24 protein-coding genes and 1 other RNA gene are annotated in these 23,154 nt (G+C 66.7%); 22 read left to right on the top strand and 3 right to left on the bottom strand.

Translation table 11 applies throughout. The features are described 5' to 3' along the window. Positions 1-15 precede the first annotated feature (15 nt). The gene (tkt, locus tag DT069_RS10465; RefSeq protein ID WP_119460445.1) at positions 16-1,980 is read right to left on the bottom strand and encodes a transketolase; all 1,965 of its coding nucleotides are present in this window, start codon (positions 1,978-1,980) and stop codon (positions 16-18) included. Positions 1,981-2,259: 279 nt separating this feature from the next. Between tkt and DT069_RS10460 the strand changes: the two genes are divergently transcribed. The 5 genes from DT069_RS10460 (at position 2,260) to DT069_RS10440 (ending at position 4,563) form a co-directional block, all read left to right on the top strand. Further along, on the top strand, positions 2,260-2,484 hold the full coding sequence (locus DT069_RS10460; RefSeq protein ID WP_119460254.1) for a hypothetical protein: 225 nt from the start codon (positions 2,260-2,262) through the stop codon (positions 2,482-2,484). 1 nt (position 2,485) lies between these two features. Beyond that, the gene (locus tag DT069_RS10455; RefSeq protein WP_119460253.1) at positions 2,486-2,815 is read left to right on the top strand and encodes a cell division protein ZapA; all 330 of its coding nucleotides are present in this window, start codon (positions 2,486-2,488) and stop codon (positions 2,813-2,815) included. Positions 2,816-2,827: 12 nt separating this feature from the next. Beyond that, a non-coding RNA gene (gene ssrS, locus DT069_RS10450) (6S RNA) lies at positions 2,828-2,984 on the top strand. Positions 2,985-3,015: 31 nt separating this feature from the next. Beyond that, positions 3,016-3,666 carry a 5-formyltetrahydrofolate cyclo-ligase gene (locus DT069_RS10445; RefSeq protein ID WP_425450148.1) on the top strand — a complete coding sequence of 217 codons (651 nt, stop codon included), beginning with the start codon at positions 3,016-3,018 and terminating at the stop codon, positions 3,664-3,666. A gap of 72 nt (positions 3,667-3,738) precedes the next feature. Continuing rightward, positions 3,739-4,563, top strand: coding sequence for a TIGR00282 family metallophosphoesterase (locus DT069_RS10440; protein WP_119460252.1), 825 nt, complete (start codon positions 3,739-3,741; stop codon positions 4,561-4,563). A gap of 60 nt (positions 4,564-4,623) precedes the next feature. Here DT069_RS10440 and DT069_RS10435 read toward each other — a convergent pair whose 3' ends face one another. After that, positions 4,624-4,902, bottom strand: coding sequence for a hypothetical protein (locus tag DT069_RS10435; RefSeq protein ID WP_119460251.1), 279 nt, complete (start codon positions 4,900-4,902; stop codon positions 4,624-4,626). Between the two features lie 480 nt (positions 4,903-5,382). Here DT069_RS10435 and DT069_RS10430 point away from each other — a divergent pair, with 480 nt between their 5' ends. The 15 genes from DT069_RS10430 (at position 5,383) to glmM (ending at position 20,389) form a co-directional block, all read left to right on the top strand. After that, the gene (locus DT069_RS10430; RefSeq protein ID WP_119460250.1) at positions 5,383-6,132 is read left to right on the top strand and encodes a YebC/PmpR family DNA-binding transcriptional regulator; all 750 of its coding nucleotides are present in this window, start codon (positions 5,383-5,385) and stop codon (positions 6,130-6,132) included. Between the two features lie 59 nt (positions 6,133-6,191). Continuing rightward, the gene (ruvC, locus tag DT069_RS10425; RefSeq protein ID WP_119460249.1) at positions 6,192-6,722 is read left to right on the top strand and encodes a crossover junction endodeoxyribonuclease RuvC; all 531 of its coding nucleotides are present in this window, start codon (positions 6,192-6,194) and stop codon (positions 6,720-6,722) included. Further along, complete coding sequence (ruvA, locus tag DT069_RS10420; RefSeq protein ID WP_119460248.1) at positions 6,719-7,339, top strand: Holliday junction branch migration protein RuvA; 621 nt, start codon at positions 6,719-6,721, stop codon at positions 7,337-7,339. Before ruvC ends, ruvA begins: the two co-directional genes overlap by 4 nt. After that, positions 7,336-8,379 (top strand): Holliday junction branch migration DNA helicase RuvB, encoded by a 1,044-nt coding sequence (gene ruvB, locus DT069_RS10415; protein ID WP_119460247.1) that lies wholly within the window; start codon positions 7,336-7,338, stop codon positions 8,377-8,379. The genes ruvA and ruvB overlap by 4 nt, the downstream gene beginning before the upstream one ends. After that, positions 8,372-8,827, top strand: a complete 456-nt coding sequence (ybgC, locus tag DT069_RS10410; protein ID WP_119460246.1) for a tol-pal system-associated acyl-CoA thioesterase — start codon at positions 8,372-8,374, stop codon at positions 8,825-8,827. Before ruvB ends, ybgC begins: the two co-directional genes overlap by 8 nt. 4 nt (positions 8,828-8,831) lie before the next feature. Beyond that, entirely contained in the window at positions 8,832-9,593 is a 762-nt protein-coding gene (gene tolQ, locus DT069_RS10405) for a protein TolQ (protein ID WP_119460245.1), read from the top strand. A gap of 1 nt (position 9,594) precedes the next feature. After that, complete coding sequence (gene tolR, locus DT069_RS10400; protein WP_119460244.1) at positions 9,595-10,071, top strand: protein TolR; 477 nt, start codon at positions 9,595-9,597, stop codon at positions 10,069-10,071. Positions 10,072-10,076: 5 nt separating this feature from the next. Then, positions 10,077-11,006 carry a cell envelope integrity TolA family protein gene (locus DT069_RS10395; protein ID WP_119460243.1) on the top strand — a complete coding sequence of 310 codons (930 nt, stop codon included), beginning with the start codon at positions 10,077-10,079 and terminating at the stop codon, positions 11,004-11,006. A gap of 2 nt (positions 11,007-11,008) precedes the next feature. Further along, a complete protein-coding gene (gene tolB, locus DT069_RS10390) occupies positions 11,009-12,349 on the top strand; it encodes a Tol-Pal system beta propeller repeat protein TolB (RefSeq protein WP_425450147.1) in 1,341 nt (446 codons plus the stop codon). Positions 12,350-12,493: 144 nt separating this feature from the next. Further along, entirely contained in the window at positions 12,494-13,018 is a 525-nt protein-coding gene (pal, locus tag DT069_RS10385; protein WP_119460241.1) for a peptidoglycan-associated lipoprotein Pal, read from the top strand. Positions 13,019-13,267: 249 nt separating this feature from the next. Next, entirely contained in the window at positions 13,268-14,296 is a 1,029-nt protein-coding gene (gene ybgF / locus DT069_RS10380; protein WP_119460240.1) for a tol-pal system protein YbgF, read from the top strand. Further along, positions 14,297-15,760: a tRNA lysidine(34) synthetase TilS gene (gene tilS, locus DT069_RS10375; protein WP_162913118.1), complete on the top strand. Its 1,464-nt coding sequence runs from the start codon at positions 14,297-14,299 to the stop codon at positions 15,758-15,760. Between the two features lie 111 nt (positions 15,761-15,871). After that, positions 15,872-17,803, top strand: a complete 1,932-nt coding sequence (gene ftsH / locus DT069_RS10370) for an ATP-dependent zinc metalloprotease FtsH (RefSeq protein ID WP_119460238.1) — start codon at positions 15,872-15,874, stop codon at positions 17,801-17,803. Positions 17,804-17,816: 13 nt separating this feature from the next. Then, the gene (gene folP, locus DT069_RS10365; protein ID WP_119460237.1) at positions 17,817-18,977 is read left to right on the top strand and encodes a dihydropteroate synthase; all 1,161 of its coding nucleotides are present in this window, start codon (positions 17,817-17,819) and stop codon (positions 18,975-18,977) included. A gap of 65 nt (positions 18,978-19,042) precedes the next feature. Further along, positions 19,043-20,389: a phosphoglucosamine mutase gene (gene glmM / locus DT069_RS10360; protein ID WP_119460236.1), complete on the top strand. Its 1,347-nt coding sequence runs from the start codon at positions 19,043-19,045 to the stop codon at positions 20,387-20,389. 42 nt (positions 20,390-20,431) lie between these two features. Here glmM and ehuR read toward each other — a convergent pair whose 3' ends face one another. Next, positions 20,432-21,832 (bottom strand): MocR-like ectoine utilization transcription factor EhuR, encoded by a 1,401-nt coding sequence (ehuR, locus tag DT069_RS10355; RefSeq protein ID WP_119460235.1) that lies wholly within the window; start codon positions 21,830-21,832, stop codon positions 20,432-20,434. Between the two features lie 198 nt (positions 21,833-22,030). Between ehuR and DT069_RS10350 the strand changes: the two genes are divergently transcribed. Both DT069_RS10350 and DT069_RS10345 read left to right on the top strand, forming a co-directional pair. Then, complete coding sequence (locus DT069_RS10350; protein ID WP_119460443.1) at positions 22,031-22,165, top strand: DUF1127 domain-containing protein; 135 nt, start codon at positions 22,031-22,033, stop codon at positions 22,163-22,165. Between the two features lie 49 nt (positions 22,166-22,214). After that, positions 22,215-23,009, top strand: a complete 795-nt coding sequence (locus DT069_RS10345; protein WP_119460234.1) for a PhzF family phenazine biosynthesis protein — start codon at positions 22,215-22,217, stop codon at positions 23,007-23,009. Positions 23,010-23,154: the final 145 nt, after the last annotated feature.

Raw genomic sequence — 23,154 nt, 5'->3', positions numbered from 1 at the left:
TCTTCACAGACTTATCTAGACGCGCGCCTTCACCGCCGCAACGACATGCTCCGCGGTGATGCCGAAATGCTTGTAGAGATCGCCCGCCGGGGCCGAAGCGCCAAAGCCGGTCATGCCGATCACCGCGCCCTCCGGTCCGACATAGCGTTCCCAGCCGAAGGGCGAGGCCGCCTCGACCGCGACTCGGATGCCGTGGGCCGGCCCCAGGACCGTCGCGCGGTAGGCGGCGGGCTGCGTATCGAACAGCTCCCAGCAGGGCAGCGAGACGACCGCCGTGCCGATGCCCTCGGCCTGCAGCTTGTCCCGCGCCTCCAGCGCGAGGCTCACTTCCGAGCCGGTCGCCAGCAGGGTCGCCTGCCGATCGCCATCCGCCGGGACGAGGACATAACCGCCGCGGGCGCAGAGATTCTCGTCCCTATGCGTCCGCCGCACCGCTGGCAGGGCCTGGCGGCTGAGCGCCAGCACCGACGGGCGGTTATGGCTGGCCAACGCCAGCGCCCAGCATTCCGCCGTCTCGACCGTATCGGCCGGGCGGAACACCTGCAGATTCGGCATCGCTCGAAGGCTGGCCAGATGCTCGACCGGCTGGTGGGTCGGCCCGTCCTCGCCGAGGCCGATCGAGTCGTGCGTCATGACATAGATCACGCGCTGCCCCATCAGCGCCGACAGGCGGATCGACGGCCGGCAATAGTCGGTAAAGACCAGAAAGGTGCCGCCATAAGGGATCGTGCCGCCATGCAGCGCGAGACCGTTCATCGCCGCTGCCATGCCGTGCTCGCGCACGCCGTAATAGATGTAGCGGCCGCCGAAATCATCAGCGGTCACCGGCTTCATCGCCCCGGCCTTCGTATTGTTCGAGCCGGTGAGGTCGGCGGAGCCGCCGATCAATTCCGGCAGAACGGGCGCGAGCGCATCCAGCACTTTTTGAGAGGAAACCCGCGTTGCCAGCTTCGGCGCCTCGGCCGTGATCGCACGCTTCAGCTCGGCGAGCGCCGGCGCAAAGGCTTCCGGCAGCGCCCCGTCGATGCGGCGGTCGAACTCTGCCCGCTCGGCGTGCTGGGCGTGGCGGTCCGACCAAGCCTGATAGCTCCCGGCGCCGCGGCTGCCGGCGGCACGCCAGGCGGACAGGACCGGATCGGGCAGGACGAACGGCGCATGCGGCCAGCCCAGCTTCTCGCGCGCCCCGGCGACCTCGGCCTTGCCGAGCGCGGCCCCATGGGTCGCCGCGGTGCCGGCCTTGGTCGGTGCGCCATAGCCGATCACCGTGCGGCAGGCGATCAGCGACGGACGGTCGCTGCGATGCGCCGCCTCGATCGCGGCGGCGATGGCGTCCGGATCGTGCCCGTCCACCGCCTGCACCGCCCAGCCGGCGGCCTCGAAGCGGGCAAGCTGGTCCTCCGAAGTGGACAGCGAGGTCGGCCCGTCGATCGTGATCTTGTTGTCGTCGAACAGCAGGATCAGCTTATTCAGCCGCAGATGCCCGGCGAGCGAGATCGCCTCATGGCTGATGCCTTCCATCAGGCAGCCGTCGCCGGCGAGGACATAGGTGTAGTGATCGACCAGGTCGTCGCCGAACTGCGCCGCCAGCAGCCGCTCGGCCAGCGCCATGCCGACGGCGTTGCCAAGACCCTGCCCGAGCGGCCCGGTCGTCGTCTCGATGCCGGCGGCATGGCCATATTCCGGATGACCGGCAGTTCGGCTGCCGAGCTGTCGGAACCGTTTCAGCTCCTCCAGCGTCATATCCGGGTAGCCCGTCAGGTAAAGGAGCGCATATTGCAGCATCGATCCGTGGCCGGCCGACAGCACGAAGCGATCGCGATCCGGCCATTGCGGGTGCGCGGGATCGAACTTCAGGAAGCGCGTGAACAAGACCGTGGCGACGTCGGCCATGCCCATCGGCATTCCGGGATGGCCGGAGTTCGCCTGCTCGACCGCATCCATGGCGAGCGCGCGAATCGCGTTGGCCATGTCGCGGTGCATGTCGCGATAGCCGGCGGTGGCCGAGGCAGTATCGGCGGAACGGCGGGATCTGGCAGCGTCCATCTGGCGCTCTCGGGCGTGAGGAAAGGGGGGCCGGGTGCGCGTGGTGTCCCGGCGCTCGGACGGCGCAAAATGCCGCCCGGTCCGGCGGTCGTCAACCTTCAAGTTAGGGATCTCGTAGGGCGAAGCGCCGGTTGACGCGGCCGTGAACGCGGACCTATTGTAGTTTCCCTTAAGGAACATGATTAAATCATTGCGAACAGAGCCGAAACCGCTGCAATGTCCCGCCTGAACGTCGCCATGGACCGTCTCGATGCGGCTATCCATCGCCTTGAAGCCGGCCTGGAGTCGCGCGGACATGAAATCGTGGCGGAACGCGAGCAACTCACGACCGAGCTACGCGACCTACGCGCCGATCACGCCACCCTTCGGGCCGAGGCCAACACGGTATCGTCGCGTCTCGATGCCGTGATCGGCCGCATCCGATCGTTCATGGAAGTCTGACATGCCTACTGTTCCCTTGGTGGTGAACGGGCGCAGCTACGATGTCGCCTGCGGGGAAGGCCAGGAAGAGCATCTTCGGGTGCTGGGGTCGGCAATCGCGCAGCGTGTCGACGACCTCGTCGCTTCGCTTGGGCAGATCGGCGAAAATCGCCTGCTGCTGATGGCTGGCCTGCTCATCGCCGATGAATTGTCGGAGAGCTATAAGGAAGTCGCGAGGCTGCAATCCGAGGCGGGCGATCGATCGACTGCGGGCGAAGATGCGCTGGCCGATGCGATCGAAAGGCTCGCGGAACGGATCGAAGGTATTGCCGCGCGCCTCGAGTCTGCCTAAATAGCGGTCGGGCGGGTGCTGTTCGGTTCGATAGGCTGTTGATCCCTGGGGCCAATATACACCTCTAGGGAGCTGTCCCTGCCGGGGTCTTGGCCTCGGTACATGGCGCCCACCTGCGTAAGCAGGCCACAGAGGATCCGCATAAGCCACCGGCCGAGGCGGTCCCGCCCACATCGTCCCGCCGGAGGGCGCGCCAAATCGTGACCGACACTGCCGCCGACTCGCCCTCCGACATTCCGGGCGATCCCCTGCCCGCCGAGACGCTGATCGATGCGAAGCGCGCACTGCGAGCCGATGCGGCGGCGCGGCGCAAAGCAGCGGCCGCGGCGTTGCCGCCGGCCGAGGCGGGCGCGGCGGCGGCGGAGCATTTCCTCCGGACTGTCCCGTTGGCGGCGGGGGCCGTCATATCCGGCTACTGGCCGCTGGCCGACGAGATCGATCCGCGGCCGATCCTGCGCCGGCTCGCGGCAGCCGGTCATGTGATTGGGCTGCCGGTGGTCACCGCGCGCGCAACGCCGCTGATCTTCCGGCGTTGGCATCCGGACGCCGATCTGGTGGTCGGCTCCTTCAAGGTGATGACGCCCGGCCCCGACGCGGCCGAGGTGGTGCCTGAAGTGGTGCTGGCGCCGTTGCTTGCCTTCGACCGGGCCGGCTACCGTCTGGGCTATGGCGGCGGCTTCTACGACCGGACGCTGGAGAAACTGCGCCGCGGCGGCCCGGTTCTGGCAGTGGGCCTCGCCTACGCCAGCCAGGAGCTGCCGACGGTGCCGCGCGAGCCGACGGACCAGCGGCTGGACTGGCTGGTGACCGAGCGGGCGGCGGTTCGACCGGCCGAAGGGCGACCGGCTTAAGGACGCGCCGGTGCCCCGCCGTCAACGCGCGAGAGCCAAGCCTCGAAACCTTATGCAGAAGAAAGATTGAACATGCGGCTGTTGTTCTGTGGCGATCTGGTGGGGCGGTCGGGCCGTGACGTGGTTCGCGAGCATCTGCCGCGGCTGCGCCAGGAACTCGCGCTCGATTTCGTCATCGTCAACGGCGAGAACGCGGCCGGCGGTTTCGGCATCACCGAGAGGATCTGCGCCGAGCTCTATGCCGCCGGCGTCGATGCGATCACCACCGGAAACCACGTCTGGGACCAGCGCGAGACGATGGGCTTCATCAATCGCGACCCGCGGCTGCTGCGGCCGCAGAACTTTCCGGCGGGCACGCCGGGTCGCGGGGTCGGCCTGTTCCAGACGGCGCGCGGCCGCAAGGTCATGGTCATGAACGTGATGGGGCGGCTGTTCATGGATCCGCTCGACGACCCGTTCGCCGCCGTCGAGCGTGAGCTGTCGATCCATCGTCTGGCCGGCACCGCCGACGCTGTTGTCATCGATGTCCATGCCGAGGCGACCAGCGAGAAGATGGCGATGGGGCATTTCGCCGACGGCCGCGCCTCGCTCGTCGTCGGCACGCATACCCATGTGCCGACCGCCGACAGCCAGATCCTGCCCAAAGGCACCGCCTACCAGACCGATGCGGGGATGTGCGGCGACTATGACTCGGTGATCGGCATGGAGAAGGCGGTCCCCGTCGCGCGCTTCACCCGAAAGATGCCGACGGAGCGGATGGCGCCGGCGCAAGGCCCGGCGACGCTCTGCGCCGTGTTCGTGGAGACGGACGACAAGACCGGGCTAGCGCGGCAGGTCGCGCCGCTGCGCGTGGCGGGCCGCTTGATTCCGCACTGGCCGATTGAACTGGCCGATTGAACTGGGCCGATTGACGGGGCAGCCGGCTGAATCGCGATCGAAGGCTTTCGTTGAGGCCCGTCAGGTCGAGGTGGCAGCGGCGATCAAGCGGCGGATATGGGCTTCGAGCGCCTCGGCGCCCTCGGCTAGCTCGGTGGCGACGGCGGATGCCCGAACGGCACTGCTGTCGTCATCCGCGGTTGCCGCTTCGAGGATGGTGGTCAAGCTGCTCAGCGCCGTCTGAGTGGTGATCTCGTCGACGCAGAGCGCAAGTTCCTCGATCTGCTGCTGTATCGACTGAGGCGCAATCGGTGCGATGTTGGCGTTTGCCACCTGCGGCAGGTCGTTCGGCGGGCCCATGGCCGACTCCTCCTCGATTTCCGGGACGATCGCGCAAAATCTTGACGACCGCTGGTAAAGATCGGGTAAAAGCGCGTCGACGATTGCCGATCGCCGCGTTGCAGCCTCAGCGCATGCGAAGGACCAGTGGCAAGAGGACACGCCAAAATCTTGCCATATTGGCTGGTTAGGTGTGGCGGCCGCGGAATCGGTAGATATCCGGCGTCCCGTCGCTAGCGTCTGGTTCCCAGGTGCCGGCGTGAACGGGCCGCCGATTTCGGAGTCGGGTGTGATTCGACTTCCGACGCTTGGAAGCAGGCGCCGGAATCATCACACTAGAGCCTGATCCGATCACATCGAACCGATGTGATCGGTGAATCAGTCTCTAATTGAGTTAGAGGACGATTCACCGTCCAGGCTTGGTCAACCTGATCGGATCGTACGCTAGAGCCTGTGGTAGACTGCACCACGGAATCCGCTGAATTCGGGGGCTAATGACATATGGCTGGCCATTCCCAGTTTAAGAACATCATGTACCGAAAGGGCGCGCAGGATGCCAAGCGCGCCAAGGTCTTCACCAAGCTCATTCGCGAGTTGACGACGGCTGCGCGGACCGGCCTTCCGGATCCCGACGGCAATCCGCGGCTGCGGGCGGCGGTCACCGCCGCGCGCGATGCCAACATGCCGAAGGATACGATCGAGCGGGCGATCAAGCGCGGCGCCGGCGGGGCCGACGGTGAGAACTACGAGGAGATCCGCTATGAAGGCTATGGCCCGGGCGGGGTCGCGGTCATCGTCGAGGCGCTGACCGACAACCGAAACCGCACGGCCTCGGAGGTGCGGGCCGCGTTCGGGAAGTTCGGCGGCAATCTCGGAGAGTCGAACAGCGTGTCCTTCATGTTCGAGCGGAAGGGCGTGATCCATTATCCGCTCGAGGTCGCGTCGGCCGATGCGATGTTCGAGGCCGCCCTGGAAGCGGGGGCGGACAATGTCGAGAGCGATGCCGAAAGTCACGAGGTCACCTGTGCGCCGGACGATTTCTCCTCGGTCCGCGACGCGCTCGAGGCGAAGTTCGGCGCGCCGGGGCAGGCGCGGCTGAGCTGGCGGCCGACGAACACCGTGTCAGTCGACGGTGACACCGCCCAGACGCTCTTCAAGCTTCTCGACGTGCTGGAAGACAATGACGACGTCCAGACGGTTTCGGCGAATTTCGAGGTCGCCGAAGACGTTCTGGCGCGCCTCACCGCCTGAGCGACGAAGACCGTGCTGCTTCTCCTTGTCGAGCGAGTTGTCGAGCGAGGCGGGTTCTGATGCGGTTGCTGGGACTCGATCCGGGGCTGCGTCATACCGGCTGGGGAGTGATCGAATCACAGGGGTCGCGGCTCCGCTACGTCGCCGATGGCGCGATTCATTCCGATGGAGGTCTGCCGCTGGCCCAGCGTCTGGTGCAGCTGCATGACGGGTTGACCGAGGTCATCCGCCTGTATCGGCCCGATGCGGCGGCGGTCGAGGAGACATTCGTCAACAAGAACCCGACCTCGACGCTGAAGCTGGGCCTCGCCCGCGGCGTGGTGCTGGTGGTGCCCGCCTTGGCCGGGCTTCCGGTTGCCGAGTACCCCGCCAATCTGATCAAGAAATCGGTCGTCGGCGCCGGTCACGCCGGCAAGGAGCAGGTTCAGATGATGGTGCGGATGCTGCTGCCCGGCTGTGAGCTGGCCACGGCGGATGCCGCCGACGCGCTGGCCGTGGCGATCTGCCATGCGCATCATGATGCCACGGCGCGGCGCTGGGGCGGGTCTGCCGCGCCGACCCTGAAGACGCAGGAAGGCGGCGTTCGGTGATCGCCAAGCTCACCGGCATTCTCGATTCGACCGCTACGGACTCGCTGGTGATCGACGTGGGCGGGGTCGGCTATCTGGTCTTCTGCTCGGGCCGCACGCTCGGCTGCCAGGGAAGCACCGGCGCAAGCGTCACGCTGCTGATCGAGACGCATGTGCGCGAGGACTATATCCACCTCTACGGCTTCGCCGACGCGGCCGAGCGGGATTGCTTCCGCCTCCTGACCACGGTTCAGGGCGTCGGCTCGCGAATGGCGCTGGCCCTGCTCGGCGTGCTGTCGCCGGACGAGCTGATGCAGGCGATCGTCGCGAAGGACAAGACGAGCCTGACCCGGGCCTCGGGCGTCGGTCCGAAGCTGGCCGGCCGGATCATCGCGGAGCTCGCCGACAAGGTGACCGGAATGGCGCTCGAGCCGGCGGTCGCCGCGGCAATCTCGACCTCGGCCGGCGCGGCCGGTCCCATCGCCGATGCGGTGTCGGCCCTCGTCAATCTCGGCTATCGCCGCGCTGAGGCGTTCGGCGCGGTCGCCCAGGCCGCCCAGCAGCTCGGCCCGAATGCCGGGATCGACGCCCTCATCCGGGCCGGCCTGAAGGAGCTAAGCGCCAAGGTGCACCAATGAGCGACGCCCGAATCATCGCGGCAGAGTCTGCCGCGGACGATGCACCCGAGGCGGCGTTGCGCCCCCTCAGCCTGGCCGAATTCACCGGCCAGCAGCAGTTGCGCGATAATCTTGCGGTCTTCATCGAGGCGGCGCGCGCGCGGGGCGAGGCGCTCGACCATGTGCTGTTCTTCGGGCCGCCGGGCCTGGGCAAGACGACGCTCGCCCAGATCGTCGCCCGCGAGCTCGGCGTCGGCTTCCGCGCCACCTCCGGCCCGGTGATCGCGCGTGCCGGCGATCTTGCCGCGCTCCTGACCAACCTGCAGCCGCGCGATGTGCTGTTCATCGACGAGATCCACCGGTTGAATCCAGCGGTCGAGGAGATCCTCTATCCGGCGATGGAGGATTTTCAGCTCGACCTCATCATCGGCGAGGGGCCGGCTGCCCGCTCGGTCCGCATCGATCTGCCGCAATTCACGCTGGTCGGCGCCACCACCCGCTCGGGGCTGATCACGACGCCGCTGCGCGAGCGGTTCGGCATCCCCTTGCGTCTGCAGTTCTACACACCGGAGGAGCTGGAGCAGATCATCCGCCGCGGCGCACGCCTGCTCGGCATGGACCTGTCGGCGAGCGGGGCGGCGGAGATCGCCCGCCGCGCGCGCGGAACGCCGCGCGTGGCAGGGCGGCTGCTGCGCCGGGTCCGCGACTTCGCCGCGGTCGCCGGGGCGACGACGGTCGACGCCGTCGCGGCCGATGCGGCGTTGATGCGCCTCGACGTCGATGCTCAAGGGCTCGACGCCATGGACCGGCGCTATCTGCGCTGCATCGCCGACCATCACGGCGGCGGACCGGTGGGGGTCGAGACGCTGAGCGCCGCGCTCTCCGAGCAGCGCGACGTGCTGGAGGAGGTCATCGAGCCCTATCTCATTCAGCAGGGCCTGCTCCAGCGTTCGCCGCGCGGCCGCCTGCTGACCGGGAACGGGTTCCGCTATCTCGGCCTGACGCCGCCGAAGACGGTTATCGCACAACTCGACATGCTGGAAGAGGTGACGGATGAGTGACGCCGCCGCCTCTCCCCAGGTCCTTTCCGGGGCCGCCCATCGCTTCCCGATCCGGGTCTATTACGAGGATACCGACGCCGGCGGGATCGTCTATTACGCCAACTATCTGAAGTTCGCCGAACGGGCGCGGACCGAGATGATGCGGGAGGCAGGCGCCCCGCATTCAGACATGGTTAACCGGTTCCGGTGCAGCTTCGCGGTTCGCCACTGCGAGGTCGATTATTTCCGCCCGGCCCGGCTCGACGATCTGCTCGACGTGGAAACCCGCATTCTCGAGCTCGGCGGCGCAACGGTCGATGCCGAGCAGCTGGTGATGCGCGACGGTACCGAACTGGCGAGGATCCGCGTCCGCCTTGCCTGCATCACCGAGACGGGCCGCGCGGTCCGGGTGCCTGCTGAAATCCGCGCGGCATTCAACGAATACCATAAATCGCAAGAGCGAGCTTAAATCGATGGAAAATCAGCTTGATGCGGCCACGGCGGCCCCATCCGTGCCGGTTGATGCGGCGGCCCTGGCCGGATCCGTTCCGATGCACGACCTGACGGTCTGGAGCCTGTTCCTGCAGGCCGACCTGATCGTCAAGGCGGTGATCCTGCTGCTGATCGTCGCCTCCTTCTGGACCTGGGCGATCATCTTCGACAAGTCCATGCGCATTCGCCGGCTGCGCCGCCAGGCCAAGCAGTTCGAGGAGTCGTTCTGGTCGGGCGGGTCGCTCGAGGATCTGTTCGACCGGCTCGGCAATCGGCCGCCCGATCCGATGGCGTCGGTCTTCGTCGCCGCGATGCGCGAGTGGCGTCGCGCCGCCGCGAAAGGCGTGCTCGCCACCGACAATCTGCGCGCCGGCCTGCAGGAGCGGATCGAGCGGGTGATGGATATCACGCTCGGCCGCGAGATGGAGCAGCTCGAGCGGCACATGATCTTCCTGGCTTCGGTCGGATCGGCGGCACCGTTCATCGGGCTGTTCGGGACGGTGTGGGGGATCATGAACAGTTTCGCCTCGATCGCCGCGTCGAAGAACACGAGCCTCGCCGTCGTGGCGCCCGGCATCGCCGAGGCGCTGTTCGCGACCGCGCTTGGCCTGGTTGCCGCGATTCCCGCGGTGCTCGCCTACAACAAGCTGAGCGGCGATATCGGCCGGTATGCGCATCGCCTCGAAGCCTTCGCCGGCGAGTTCGGCGCCATTCTGTCGCGGCAGCTCGAGGAGCGGCGGTAGCATGGCCGTTAGCCTCAAGGGCGGCGGCGGGGGCGGCAGCAGACGCTTCCACCGCAAGGGCGGCTACCGCCCGATGAGCGAGATCAACGTCACGCCGCTGGTCGACGTGATGCTGGTGCTGCTCATCGTGTTCATGGTGACGGCGCCGTTGCTCACGGCCGGCATCCCCGTCAACCTGCCGCAGACGAAGGCCGACGTGCTCAGCGACCCGCAGGAGCCGCTGGTCATCACGGTCGACGCCGCGGGCAAGGTCTTCATTCAGGAAACCGAGATCGAGCTCGATAGCCTGGTGGCGCGGCTGGCGGCGATCACGCAGAACAAGGTCGATACGCGGATCTTCCTGCGGGGCGACCGCGGCATCGCCTATGGCCGGATCATGGAGGTGATGGGGACCATCACCTCAGCCGGCTTCACCCAGGTTGCGCTGATCGCCGAGCGGCCGCCGGAGCAAGCCGCAGCTTTGACGGCCACCGACTAACAGCGATGCGTAAAGGCGCTCTCTTCTCGGGTCTGTTGCACCTGGCGGTCACCTTGATCGCCTTTTTCGGGCTGCCGTCCCTCTTTGCCCCGACCGAGACCCAACAGCCGATTTCCGTTCAGGTGGTGGATATCGCCGACGTGACGACGCCGCCGAAGCAGGAAGAAAAGCCGGCGCCGAAGCCCGTGAAGCCGGAACCGCAGAAACCGGAACCGCCGGATCCCGAACCGCCCAAGCCCGAGGCGCAGCAGGAGCCGCCGCCCGCGCCGGCGGTGGAACCGGAGCAGGAACCCGCGCCGCCCGAGCCGGAACCGGTGGTCGCGCCGCCGCCGCCCGAGCCCGTACCGGAGCCGAAGCAAACGCCCGAGCCGGAGCCCGAGGTGGCGAAAGCGGAGCCTCTGCCGGTGCCGCAGGTGAAGCCGGAGCCGCCTAAGAAGACGGCGGAGAAGAAGGTCGCCGAGAACAAGCCCGAGGAGCCGGAGGAAGAGGAACCCGAGGAGAGGAGCTTCACGTCCGTACTGAAGAACGTCGAGAAGCTGAAGCAGCAGGCTGCCGCGGAGCCGGAGCCCTCGCCGGAACCGACGCCCGCGGCCGCGGCGGAGGACCGGAACCTGTCGAGCGAACCGCTGACCGTCAGCGAAATCGATGCGATTCGCGCTCAGATAGAGCGCTGCTGGATCGTCGATCCCGGCATGAAGGGGATCGAGGACATCACCGTCGAGATCGTCACCACGCTGAATCCCGACGGATCGGTGAACCGGGCCTATTGGAAAGACCAAAACCGCTATAACAGCGACAAGCTTTACAGAGTCGTGGCGGAAAGCGCGCGGCGCGCCGTCCTGAAATGCAGCCCGCTGAAAATTCCGCAGAAGAAGTACGCCACGTGGAAAGAAGTGACATTGGTTTTCAACGCAAGAGAGATGTTGGGTCTATGAGAATGCTTCGGATTGGACGGACAACGATCACCGGTGTCGCGTGGCTTCTTTTGCTGTGCTTGGTGACGCCGGCATCGGCGCAGGACGAGCTGCGCATCGACATCACGCGCGGGCAGGTCGAGCCATTGCCGATCGCGATCACGGATTTCTACGGCGCCGCGCCGTCCGATGCGAAAGTCGGCGCCGACATTTCCGCCGTGGTCACCGCCAATCTGGAGCGTTCGGGCCTGTTCGCGCCGATCGACAAGCGGGCCTTCATCCAGACGCCCGAGGCCTTGCGGATCCAGCCGCGCTTCGGCGACTGGAGGGTGATCAATGCCTCCGCGCTGGTGAGCGGTAGCGCGCAGGTGCAGCCCGACGGGCGCCTGCGAGTCGAGTTTCGCCTGTGGGACGTCCTTGGCGAGCAGCAGATGACCGGCCTCGGCTATACGACGCCGGTCGAGAACTGGCGGCGCATCGCACACACCATCTCCGACGCGATCTACAAGCGGATGACCGGGGAGGACGGATATTTCGATACCCGAATCGTCTATATCGCAGAGTCGGGGCCGGCGGACCGCCGGGTCAAACGGCTCGCGATCATGGACCAGGACGGTGCGAATCACCGGTTCCTGACCGACGGCAGCAATCTGGTGCTCACCCCCCGCTTCTCGCCGAGCACACAAGAAATCACCTATCTCGCCTATGTCGGCGATCAGCCGCGGGTCTATCTGTTCAACATCCAGACCGGGCAACAGGAGGTTCTCGGCGACTTCCCCGGCATGACGTTCGCACCGCGATTCTCGCCCGACGGCAATCGGGTCATCATGAGCCTCGCGACTTCCGGCAATTCCGAGATCTATACGATGGATCTCCGCACCCGGCAGGTGACCCGGCTGACCAACCATCCGTCGATCGATACCTCGCCGAGCTACTCACCGGACGGAACGAGGATCGTCTTCAACTCCGATCGCGGTGGCAGTCAGCAGCTCTATGTAATGGATGCGAACGGCGGCAATGTGCAGCGGATCAGCCATGGGCGCGGCCGCTATGCGACACCGGTGTGGTCTCCGCGCGGCGATTTGATCGCCTTCACGCGGCTCGCCGATGGAAAATTCTATATTGGTGTGATGCGCCCGGACGGCAGCGGCGAGCGCCTGCTGACCGAAGGTTATCTGGTCGAGGGACCGACCTGGGCCCCGAACGGTCGCGTGTTGGCTTTTTTTCGGCAGACTCCAGGCGATTCCCAGGGTCGCGGAGCGCGGACTCGGGTCTATACCATCGATCTTACGGGCTTCAACGAGCGTGAATTGCCAACGCCTCTCGATGCATCTGATCCGGCTTGGTCGCCCTTGATTCCTTAACCTTTGTATGGCTATATTGCGCCGATGTTAGAAGTCAGCGGGCCGCACGCGCGACGCAACTTTTGCTGGTGTCGTTGACTCTTTCTTAAGGCCCCGGCTTGCCGGGTTTTTGTTTGTCAAGGGATAGGGGTGAGAGGTCCCAAAATGCGCCTTAAATTTGCGACAATCTTTGCGGCGGCCCTGTTGTTGTCCGCTTGCGCGTCCCAGCCGAAGACGACGGCCGATACGACCGGCGGCGGGATGACATCTACCGATACGCAGATGGCAACAGAGACGACGGAACCAGCAGGGACGACTGAAATAGGGGTGGTTCCCGGCACGCAGGAAGATCTGGTTGTCAATGTCGGCGATCGTGTCTTTTTCGATTTCGACAAATATGATCTTCGCCCGGAGGCTCGTGAGCAGCTCGAGCGGCAGGCTGCTTGGCTGAAGGCCAATCCGAACGTGACGGTGACTGTTGAAGGTCATGCCGACGAACGCGGTACCCGCGAGTACAACCTGGCGCTCGGTGAGCGTCGCGCCGACTCCGCTCGGAACTATCTGGTCGCTCTGGGCATCGACCCGAATCGTATCCAGACGATCAGCTACGGCAAGGAACGGCCGGCCGTTCTCGGTTCGAACGAGGCCGCCTGGGCGCAGAATCGCCGCGGCGTCACCGTTGTGAACTGACGCCATCATCGATGGTTGCTGACGGGCGCCTGTCTGGCACTGAGGCCGGATAGGTGCCCGTTGCATTTTGGCGTTCTCTTCGGCTCGTCGATATCGAGCCCATTCAGGTCGGAACAGGCTGCGGATCCGTCCGGTATTCCGCCCCCGGTATTCCGCCATGCCACAATTTCGCCTAGAATCTTCGCCAAGTCTCCCCGTCAGGGACGCAATCTCACGGGAACGCAACCTCACGGACAGGAGTGCGTATCGATGTCTATGACAAACCGGGATCGTCCGTCGGTGGCCGGCAGCCGGGTTCTTCCCGCCTTCCTGGCCGGATTTCTGGCGTTCGGGTGCTTGATCGTCCTGGCGCCGCCCTCCGCGCACGCCCAGGATGGCGATGTTCGGTCGCTGGCGGATCAGGTGACGCGCCTCCAGAGGGAACTGAACGACCTGCAGCGTCAGGTCTATTCCGGGGGCGCAGCGAACGGCCCGACGGGAACAGCGGTAGGCGCGGGGGGCAGCCCCCTCGATGCGAGGCAGGAGATCCGCATGCAGCAGCTCGAGGCGCAGCTGCAGGAACTCACCGGCAGCGTCGAGCAAGCGGCCTTCGGCGTGCGTCAGCTGACCGATCGACTGAACAAGCTGATCGCCGATGTCGATTTCCGACTGCGCGCGATAGAACAGCAGCGCGGAGGGACGCCGATGGCGCAGGCGCCGGACGCCGACGGAACAGCGGCGCCTAGTTCGGATGCATCGGCTGCCGCATCGAACCCTGCCGTGGTGGCGGGTGCCGGCCCGCAGACGCTGGGAGTCCTGGCGCAAGAGCAGCTCGACAGCCTTCAGAATGGGCAGGCTCCGACCCAGAACCAGTCGGCTGCCTTATCGACCGCGCCGGCCAACCGGGGCGGCGGCACGCCGGAAGAGCAGTACGACTATGCCTTCGGCCTGCTTCGGCAGGCTAATTATGCCGAAGCGGAGAGTGCGCTGAGGGGCTTCATCGAGCGCCATCCCAACCACGAACTGGCCGGCAATGCGCAATATTGGCTCGGCGAAACCTATTATGTGCGGGGCGACTATACTCAGGCCGCCGTCGCCTTCGCAGAGGGCTATCAGCAATATCCGGAGGGGAGCAAGGCGGCGGACAACCTGCTGAAGCTCGGCATGTCGCTGGCGGAGATCGGCCAGACGGATGATGCCTGCCGCGCCTTCCTGGAGCTGAGTCGGCAGTTCCCCGACGCGCCCAGCAATCTGAAGGAGCGCGCGACTCGCGAAGGTCAGCGCAACGGGTGCTCGTGATTGTCGATCAGACCGTATGACGGTGTGGCCGAGGCGCCAAGGGCCGCGCCAATGGCCGCATCCGGGGCGCCCATAGCAGGTGACGAGTTCGACGCGCTGATGGCGGCGGTTGGGCCATTCGAAGCAGGACCCCGGATCGCGGTCGCCGTGTCGGGCGGCGCCGACAGCTTGGCTCTCGCCTTGCTGCTCAGGGATTGGGCCGATGCGAATGGCGGCGACGTCGTCGCGCTGACCGTCGATCACCGATTGCGACCGGAGTCCACGGCGGAAGCCCGGAAGGTTGCCGGCTGGCTCGCTGCCCGGGATATTCGCCACCGGATTCTTCGTTGGGACGGTCCGCGCCCGGCGAGCGGACTGCAGGATGCCGCCAGGCATGCGCGCTATCGGCTTCTCGGCGCATGGTGCCGACAGAACGGGGTGCTCCACCTCGCCGTCGCGCATCATCGGGAGGACCAGGCCGAGACGCTGCTGCTTCGTCTGATCCGCGGGAGCGGTCTCGACGGGCTGGCGGCGATGGCTGCCGTCGGCGAGACGAAAGGTGAAGCGGCGGTGCGTGTGATCCGGCCGCTCCTGCCGATTGGGCGGGACCGATTGCGGGACACCCTGGCGGCGTGCGGCCAAGCATGGATCGAGGATCCCTCCAACCGCAACCCCGCCCACCTGCGGGCACGGTTGCGGATGCAGCTGCCGGCTCTGGCGCCCAGCCTGGCTCCGGCCGGGCTGACGGCGCATCGCCTCGCCGGCACGGCACGCCAGCTTGGCCGGGCGCGCGCCGCGCTCGACGACATGGTCGCCGCGCTGCTGGCCCGCGCCGTCGCTTTCTTCCCGGCCGGCTATGCCCGTCTCGACGCCAGCGCCTTAGCGGAGGCGCCGCGCGAGGCGTCGCTCCGTGCCCTTGCCCGCGTCCTGCTTGCGGTTGGCGGCGGGATCTATACGCCGCGGCTCGAACGACTCGAACGGCTGCATGCGGTGCTGATCGGCACCGAGGCGCCGCCGCCGCGTACCCTCGCGGGGTGCCGGCTTTCATGCCATCGTGGAGGCGTGCTCGTCTGCCGCGAGGCGGCCAAGGCCGTTGAAGAGCTTCCCGTCTCGCCCGGTGCCCGGCTGCATTGGGATGGCCGCTTCGTCGTGGCGTTCGGTCGCACCAAGGATAGCCAAGCGGCGTCGGTTCACATGGCCAGGACTCGCGGGGCCGACGGGGGAGAGCTGCTGCTGCGCCGGCTGGGTGCCGATGGCTGGCGCCAGATTGCCGCGGCCGCTCCGGCATTGCGCGACAATCCGAGCCCTGTGCCGATCCCCGCGGCCGTTCGGCCGACGCTTCCTGCGCTGTGGCGCGAGGGGCGGGTCTTGGCGGCGCCGCATTTTGGTTACCGGACTCAGGACGGGTTGCCGGGCCCGGCAATCACCCGGCTCGACTATGCGCCGGCACAAGCTCTCGCAACGGCTCGCTTTACAGTTGCTTAAAGCGCGGGGCACATTATCTAAGTTATCAGCGGCAGCACGTTTATTGATTAACCGTAGTGGCGTCATCGTTGGCCCAGCGCCTGCGTTGCGCGACTGTAAGAGGCAGAATCCGTGAATTTCACCAAGAACTTCGCTCTTTGGATCATCATTGCTCTGCTGTTGATCGCCCTGTTCAACCTCTTCGAGGGGTCGCCGGGGCGGGGACCGCAGTCCCAGATGGCGTATTCGGAGTTCATCGGCGAGGTCGAGCAGGGCCAGGTCTCCGACGTTACGATTCAAGGCAACAACATCAGCGGGCACCTGGCCGACGGTCGCGCCTTTACGACTTATGCCCCCAACGATCCGAATTTGGTTAACCGCTTGGCGGATCGGGGCGTGAATATTTCGGCGGCGCCCGAGGAGGAGCCGGTCCATCCGCTGGTCAGCATCCTGATCTCCTGGTTCCCGATGCTGCTGCTGATCGGCGTCTGGATCTTCTTCATGCGCCAGATGCAATCCGGCGGCGGTAAGGCCATGGGTTTCGGCAAGTCCCGCGCCCGTCTCCTTACCGAGAAGCTCGGCCGCGTCACCTTCGAGGACGTCGCCGGCATCGACGAGGCGAAGCAGGAGCTGCAGGAGATCGTCGAATTCCTGCGCGACCCGCAGAAGTTCCAACGCCTCGGCGGCAAGATTCCGAAGGGCTGCCTGCTGGTCGGACCCCCGGGCACCGGTAAGACGCTACTCGCGCGTGCGATCGCGGGCGAGGCGAACGTGCCGTTCTTCACGATTTCCGGCTCGGATTTCGTTGAGATGTTCGTCGGCGTCGGCGCGAGCCGCGTCCGCGACATGTTCGAGCAGGGGAAGAAGAACGCACCCTGCATCATCTTCATCGACGAGATCGACGCGGTGGGTCGCCACCGTGGAGCAGGCCTGGGCGGCGGCAATGACGAGCGCGAGCAGACGCTGAACCAGTTGCTCGTCGAGATGGACGGGTTCGAGGCCAATGACGGCGTCATCCTGATCGCCGCGACCAACCGGCCGGACGTGCTCGATCCGGCGCTCTTGCGGCCCGGCCGCTTCGACCGGCAGGTCGTGGTTCCCAACCCCGATATCCTCGGCCGCGAGCAGATCCTGAAGGTGCATATGCGAAAGGTGCCGCTGGCGCCGGACGTCGATGCCCGCGTGATCGCCCGGGGAACGCCCGGATTCTCGGGTGCCGATCTGGCGAACCTGGTCAATGAGGCGGCGCTGCTTGCGGCGCGGGCCGGCAAGCGGGTCGTGACGATGCTGGATTTCGAGGCGGCCAAGGACAAGGTCATGATGGGCGCCGAGCGGCGCTCCATGGTGATGACCGAGGACGAGAAGCGCCTGACCGCCTATCACGAGGGCGGCCATGCCCTGGTGATGCTGTATGCGAAGGGGCACGAGCCGCTGCACAAGGTGACGATCATTCCGCGCGGCCGCGCGCTGGGCGTCACCATGTGGCTGCCGGAGCGGGACCGCTATAGCTTCTCCCGCCTGGAGATCGAGTCGAAGCTGGCGAGCCTGTTCGGCGGCCGCGTCGCCGAGGAGCTGATCTTCGGCAAGGAGAACGTCACGACGGGTGCGTCCGATGATATAAAGCAGGCCACCAACTGGGCGCGGCGCATGGTGACGGAGTTCGGGTTCAGCGACAAGCTCGGGCCCCTGCGCTACAGCGAGAACGAGGAGGAGGTGTTCCTCGGCCATTCGGTGACGCAGCGCAAGAACGTGTCGGATGCCACCGCCAGAATCATCGACGACGAGGTACGGCAGCTGGTCGAGAGCGGCGAGGCCGCGGCGCGCCAGATCCTGACCGAGCATCTCGACGACCTCCATGTCCTCGCCAAGGCGTTGCTGGAGTACGAGACGCTGAGCGCCGACGAGATCAAGGCGCTGCTGCGTGGCGAGGCGATCCGGACCGGCGGCAACGAGCCGCCGCCGCAGAGCAAGCCGCGCTCGTCGGTGCCGAGCAGCGGACGGCCGACGGCGGAGCCGGGCAGGGGACCCGGCGGGCTGGAGCCGGAGCCGCAACCCGGCGCCTGATCGGGCGTCGGCCATGACGACATCGGAACAGGGCCCCGCCATCATGCGGGGCCCTTCCTTTGATCCGGGTGCGCCCGACGGCGCCTTCTATCTGCAACCGGCCGGATTGCTGAGCGGCAGCCTTGCCGCCCATGCCCGCCGTAAGGGCACCGCGGAATGGCTCGCGGGCGGTCCGCTCGCCTTCACCGGCTGCACCGTGATTCGACGCCGAGGCACCGAGCGTTCGGAAACCCTGTTCGGTCTTGCCGATCTTCGGCATTGGGCGGCGGACGCCGGGCTGGCGGCGGCGCTCGAGGATCGGCTGCGTCGGCTCTCGAGGCCGCGCGCCGCGGTGGCGGGTCTTCGCGTCGATAGGCCGATCATCATGGGCATAATCAACGTGACCCCCGACAGTTTCTCCGATGGGGGCGACTTCGCCGAGGCCGGCGCCGCGATCGCCCAAGGCGTCGCCTTGCTCGAGGCCGGCGCCGACATTCTCGATATCGGCGGTGAATCGACCCGGCCGGGCGCCGCGCCGGTCGGTGTCGAGGCGGAGATCGGCCGCGTCGTCCCGGTGGTTCGCGCGCTTGCGGCGCGCGGTGCCGTCATCTCCATCGATACCCGACGCGCGGCGGTCATGACCGCCGCGGTCGAGGCCGGCGCGCGGCTGATCAACGACATCACCGCGCTGACGGGCGACCCCGAAAGCCTCGCCGTTGCCGCGCGCAGCGGCGTTGCCGTCGTGCTGATGCATATGCAGGGCGATCCGCAGACGATGCAGCAGGATCCGCGCTATGTCGACGCGCCGCTCGATCTTTACGACCACTTCGTCGAGCGGATCGCCGCCTGCGAGGCCGCCGGGCTGGCGAGCGACCGCCTCGTCCTCGACCCCGGCATCGGGTTCGGCAAGACAGTCGAGCATAATTTCCAGATCATGGAGCGGCTGGCGCTTTTTCACGATCTTGGCTGCCCGATTCTCCTCGGCGTTTCCCGCAAGAGCTTCATCGGTCGGGTCAGCCGGGGGGAGGAAGCCAAGCGGCGGTTCCCCGGATCGATTGCCGCCGGTCTCGCCGGCCTGTCGCAGGGGGTGCAGATCCTGCGCGTCCACGACGTCGCCGAAACCTTCCAAGCCCGCGCCGTGTGGGAGAGACTTGCGACCTGCGGCCAAACGCCGGACCAGCCCGCTCCGGCTTAAGGGAACTGCAACAAAGAAGCCGTTCTGCTATAACCCGAGCTTTTACGGGCAGGAACGGAACGGGCATGACGCGACAGCTTTTCGGCACCGATGGAATCCGGGGAACGGCCAATCTCGAGCCGGTGACGGCCGAGACCGCCTTGCGCGTGGCACTCGCCGCGGGCGCGCAATTCACCCGGGGCGATCATCTTCACCGGGTCGTCATCGGCAAGGACACGCGTCTGTCGGGCTACATGCTGGAGCCGGCGCTCACCGCCGGCTTCATTTCGATGGGCATGGACGTGATGCTGCTCGGGCCGCTGCCGACGCCGGCGGTGGCGATGCTGACCCGCTCGCTGCGCGCCGATTTGGGCGTCATGATCTCCGCCTCGCACAACCCCTATCAGGACAATGGTGTCAAGCTGTTCGGCCCGGACGGTTACAAGCTCTCCGATTCGGTCGAGGCCGCCATCGAGGCGCGCCTGGGCAAGGTCGACGGCTGGACCCTCGCCCGGCCCGGGCGGCTGGGCCGGGCCAAGCGGCTGGAGGACGCGCCGGGGCGTTATATGGAGTTCGTCAAGAATACCTTTCCCAAGGGCCTGAACCTCGAAGGGCTGAAGATCGTCGTCGACTGCGCGAACGGCGCCGCCTACAAGGTCGCGCCCACGGTGCTCTGGGAACTGGGGGCCGAGGTCATCCCGCTGGCGGTCGGGCCCGACGGACTCAACATCAACCGGAATTGCGGCGCGGTGGCAACCGAGAGCATGCGCAGCGCCGTCATCACGCATGGCGCCGATCTCGGCATCGCCGTCGATGGCGATGCCGACCGTCTAATGGTCGCCGACGAGCATGGCAATCTCCTCGATGGCGATCAGCTGATGGCGTTGGTTGCGCGGTCCTGGGCCGAGACCGACCGCCTCTCCGGCGGCGGGGTCGTCGCGACCGTTATGTCGAACCTCGGGCTCGAGCGCTATCTCGACACGCTCGGCCTGACCCTGGTGCGCACGCCGGTCGGCGATCGCTATGTCGTCGAGCATATGCGGGCCGGCGGCTTCAATATCGGCGGCGAGCAGTCGGGGCATATCATCCTCAGCGACTATGCGACGACCGGCGACGGGCTGATCGCCGCGCTTCAGGTGCTGGCGGAGATCGTGCGCTCGGGGCGGCCGGCGAGCGAGGCGGGGCGCTTGTTCTCGCCCTTGCCGCAACTGCTGCGCAATCTGCGCTTCAATGGCGGAGCGCCGCTGGACGATTCCCGGGTCCAGGATGCGATCCGCGCCGGCGAAGCGGTGCTGGGCCAATCGGGCCGGCTGCTGATCCGCAAATCGGGCACCGAACCGCTCATCCGCGTGATGGCGGAGGGCGAGGATCCCGCGCTGATCGGCCGCGTCGTCGACGACATTGCCGAGGCGATCGAGGCTGCCGATCGTTAAACGCCCTCTGCCACAAGGGGAGAGGGCGTATTCACGGTGCCTTCAAACGATCGACAGATAGGCGTCGGGCGCGGTTCGCAGCAAATCGACCAGGAGATGCAGCCCGCGCTCGAGGTCGGCGCGTGTCCGCGCCGCGCTGAGGCATAGCCGCACAGCGCGGGGGCTGGGACGGCTTACGGCGAAGGCTTCGGACGGAGTCACCAGAACGCCTTTGAGCCGCGCCTGCGCCGTGAATTCCTCGGAGCGCCAGGGCTCCGGAAGAGTCAGCCAGCCGTGAAAGCCGGCCGGATGGGCGGCGTAGTCGAACCCGGCGAGGATGCGGCGGGCGATTTCCTGCCGGACGATACTTTCCGTGCGTCGGCTCTGCGCGAGGCGGTCACCTGTGCCGTCGATGATCCATCTGGCGGCGATCTCAGTGCTGAGCGGCGTCGTCATCCAGGTGGTCGTCCGAACCGCGGCGGCGAACGTCGCCTCGGTTCCAGGCGGCGCCGCCAGGAACCCGACCCGCAACCCCGGCGCCATCGCTTTCGAGACGCTGGTGAGATAGTGACCGAGCTGCGGCAGGCGTGTGACAAGCGGCGGCGGCGCATCCTCGGCGAGAAATCCGTAGACGTCATCCTCGACTACCGCGACCTGATGCGCTTCGGCGATGCGCGCGATGGCGCTTCGGCGCTCCTCGGACATCAGGCTGCCGGTCGGATTCTGAATGTTGGGGAGGCAATAAAGGACGCGCGGGGAGGCGGTGCGGCACGCCGCCTCGAAGGCGTCGGGGCGCAGCCCCTGCTCGTCCATCGCCAAGCCCTGAAGGCGGAGATGGAGCAGATTCGCCAGAGTCTTCATCCCGGGATAGGTCGCGGCCTCGGTCAGGATCAGATCGCCCGGCCGGGTGAGGGTGCTGAAGACCACCATCATGGCGTGCTGGGCGCCGGCGGTGAGCACGACCTGGTCGGGCGAGAGCTGAAGCCCGGCGCGCTTGAGCCAGTCGGCGCCAGCGGCGCGGTGGCGCGGCAGGCCGCGGTGCGGCTGATAATCCAGGAGCGTCGCGATGCCCGGCTGCCCGGCCAAGTCGGACAGGGCCACGGCCAAAAGCTCATCGCCCTCGTTTCGCGCCGGAAAATTGAGGCTGAGATCGACCGGTCCGGCATCCGCCGCCTCGGCGCTACCATGATCGAGCATGGTGAAGGACGGTACCGCCGCCATGCCGTCGCGCACGAAGGTGCCGCGGCCCACCTCGCCGCCGATCAAGCCGCGCCGTTCCGCCTCGGCATAGGCCCGGCTTACGGTCCCGACCGTGACGCCAAGCCGATAGGCAAGGTCGCGATGGGTCGGCAGACGGGCGCCGCGGCCGAGCCGTCCGGCCCGGATGTCGGCGGCGAGCGCGTCGGCGATGGCGACATAGCGTGGGCCGGCGCGCCCATTCAGGTCGGGATTCCATATTGTCATGGTGACAATGTTAGCATTGACCGGGTAATGATGTCAATTGTACTTATTGTCTCTCGTTGAAACAGACAATGTGCTTGTCGCCGGGAGGATTGTATGGGTACAATCAGGCAATTAGTCACGCCAGTCGAGGGTAGCACCGACCGAAAGGAGTATAGGCGCGGCCCGGCCGCGGCTGATCTTCTGTGGGCTGCCTTCGATATGCTGCTGTCTTGGATGGAGATAGCGCGTCAGCGGCGATTCCTGCAGATGCTCGATGATCGCTTACTGCAGGATGTCGGGCTTTCGCGCGCCGACGTCGAGGCGGAGACGTCGAAGCCATTCTGGCGGGTTTGAGGTCAACGCACCTAACTTGCCAACGGGGTCTAACCTGAAGGAGGACCGAATGGAGATTGCGATCTATCAGATCGATGCCTTCACCAGCCGACTGTTCGCTGGCAATCCAGCGGCGGTTTGCCCGCTCGAGCGGTGGCTGCCGGACGAGGTGATGCAGGCGATCGCCGCCGAGAACAATCTTGCCGAGACGGCCTTCTTCGTCCCCAAGGACGGGGACGCGGGGCGTGCGGCATTCGGGCTGCGCTGGTTCACCCCGACGGTTGAAGTTCCGCTCTGCGGCCACGCCACCCTTGCGACGGGCTTCGTCATCGCCACGATCCTCGCGCCAGGCACGGAGAACATGCGGTTCGAGACCCGCAGCGGGCCGCTCGAAGTGACCCGGCGCGGCGATCTATTCGTGCTGGACTTCCCGGCGCGTCCGCCGGAGCCGGTCGCAACGCCGCCGGCGCTTTCCGCGGCCCTCGGGCTGGCACCGCGCGAAGTGCTCGCCGCCTCGTCCTATCTCGCCGTCTTCGCCGACGAGGCGGAGGTCGCGGCGCTGGCGCCCGACATGGCCGCGATCGCTGCGCTTGATAGGGACGGCGTAATCGCCACGGCGGCCGGCCGCGAGGTCGACTTCGTCTCCCGCTACTTCGCGCCGGCGGCCGGGATTCCGGAGGATCCCGTCACCGGATCGGCGCATTGCATCCTGACCCCTTATTGGGCGAAGCGGCTTGGCCGGAGTTCCCTGCATGCGCGGCAGATCTCCACCCGTGGCGGCGAGCTGTTCTGCGAGGATCATGGCGCGCGGGTGACGATCGCCGGCCGTGCCGTACGGTATCTGGAAGGGCGGATCTTCGTCTGACCCTCGGCCCTGCGCCAGTCCCGCCTGATCGGGCCTGATTCCGCTCGGAGTCGCTTAATTCCTTTCGGAGGTCTCCAGGGCTGCCTTGCTGTTTGGGGGCAAACCGGGTAGTAACGCTGCGGCCGGCGGTGGGCCGCGAGCGACC

Source organism: Virgifigura deserti (genome assembly GCA_003576685.1).
GTDB classification, from domain to species: domain Bacteria; phylum Pseudomonadota; class Alphaproteobacteria; order Dongiales; family Dongiaceae; genus Virgifigura; species Virgifigura deserti.
This window is presented reverse-complemented; position numbering and strand designations above follow the sequence as displayed.

Coding starts and splice junctions, on each gene's coding strand:
- ybgF (WP_119460240.1), top strand. CDS start 13,268: ATGTCTATGACAAACCGGGATCGTCCGTCGGTGGCCGGCAGCCGGGTT.
- DT069_RS10345 (WP_119460234.1), top strand. CDS start 22,215: ATGGAGATTGCGATCTATCAGATCGATGCCTTCACCAGCCGACTGTTC.
- DT069_RS10435 (WP_119460251.1), bottom strand. CDS start 4,902: ATGGGCCCGCCGAACGACCTGCCGCAGGTGGCAAACGCCAACATCGCA.
- tolR (WP_119460244.1), top strand. CDS start 9,595: ATGGCCGTTAGCCTCAAGGGCGGCGGCGGGGGCGGCAGCAGACGCTTC.
- glmM (WP_119460236.1), top strand. CDS start 19,043: ATGACGCGACAGCTTTTCGGCACCGATGGAATCCGGGGAACGGCCAAT.
- ybgC (WP_119460246.1), top strand. CDS start 8,372: ATGAGTGACGCCGCCGCCTCTCCCCAGGTCCTTTCCGGGGCCGCCCAT.
- pal (WP_119460241.1), top strand. CDS start 12,494: ATGCGCCTTAAATTTGCGACAATCTTTGCGGCGGCCCTGTTGTTGTCC.
- ruvB (WP_119460247.1), top strand. CDS start 7,336: ATGAGCGACGCCCGAATCATCGCGGCAGAGTCTGCCGCGGACGATGCA.
- DT069_RS10440 (WP_119460252.1), top strand. CDS start 3,739: ATGCGGCTGTTGTTCTGTGGCGATCTGGTGGGGCGGTCGGGCCGTGAC.
- DT069_RS10455 (WP_119460253.1), top strand. CDS start 2,486: ATGCCTACTGTTCCCTTGGTGGTGAACGGGCGCAGCTACGATGTCGCC.
- ruvC (WP_119460249.1), top strand. CDS start 6,192: ATGCGGTTGCTGGGACTCGATCCGGGGCTGCGTCATACCGGCTGGGGA.
- tolB (WP_425450147.1), top strand. CDS start 11,009: ATGCTTCGGATTGGACGGACAACGATCACCGGTGTCGCGTGGCTTCTT.
- tolQ (WP_119460245.1), top strand. CDS start 8,832: ATGGAAAATCAGCTTGATGCGGCCACGGCGGCCCCATCCGTGCCGGTT.
- DT069_RS10430 (WP_119460250.1), top strand. CDS start 5,383: ATGGCTGGCCATTCCCAGTTTAAGAACATCATGTACCGAAAGGGCGCG.
- DT069_RS10395 (WP_119460243.1), top strand. CDS start 10,077: ATGCGTAAAGGCGCTCTCTTCTCGGGTCTGTTGCACCTGGCGGTCACC.
- folP (WP_119460237.1), top strand. CDS start 17,817: ATGACGACATCGGAACAGGGCCCCGCCATCATGCGGGGCCCTTCCTTT.
- DT069_RS10350 (WP_119460443.1), top strand. CDS start 22,031: ATGCTGCTGTCTTGGATGGAGATAGCGCGTCAGCGGCGATTCCTGCAG.
- tkt (WP_119460445.1), bottom strand. CDS start 1,980: ATGCACCGCGACATGGCCAACGCGATTCGCGCGCTCGCCATGGATGCG.
- ehuR (WP_119460235.1), bottom strand. CDS start 21,832: ATGACAATATGGAATCCCGACCTGAATGGGCGCGCCGGCCCACGCTAT.
- DT069_RS10460 (WP_119460254.1), top strand. CDS start 2,260: ATGTCCCGCCTGAACGTCGCCATGGACCGTCTCGATGCGGCTATCCAT.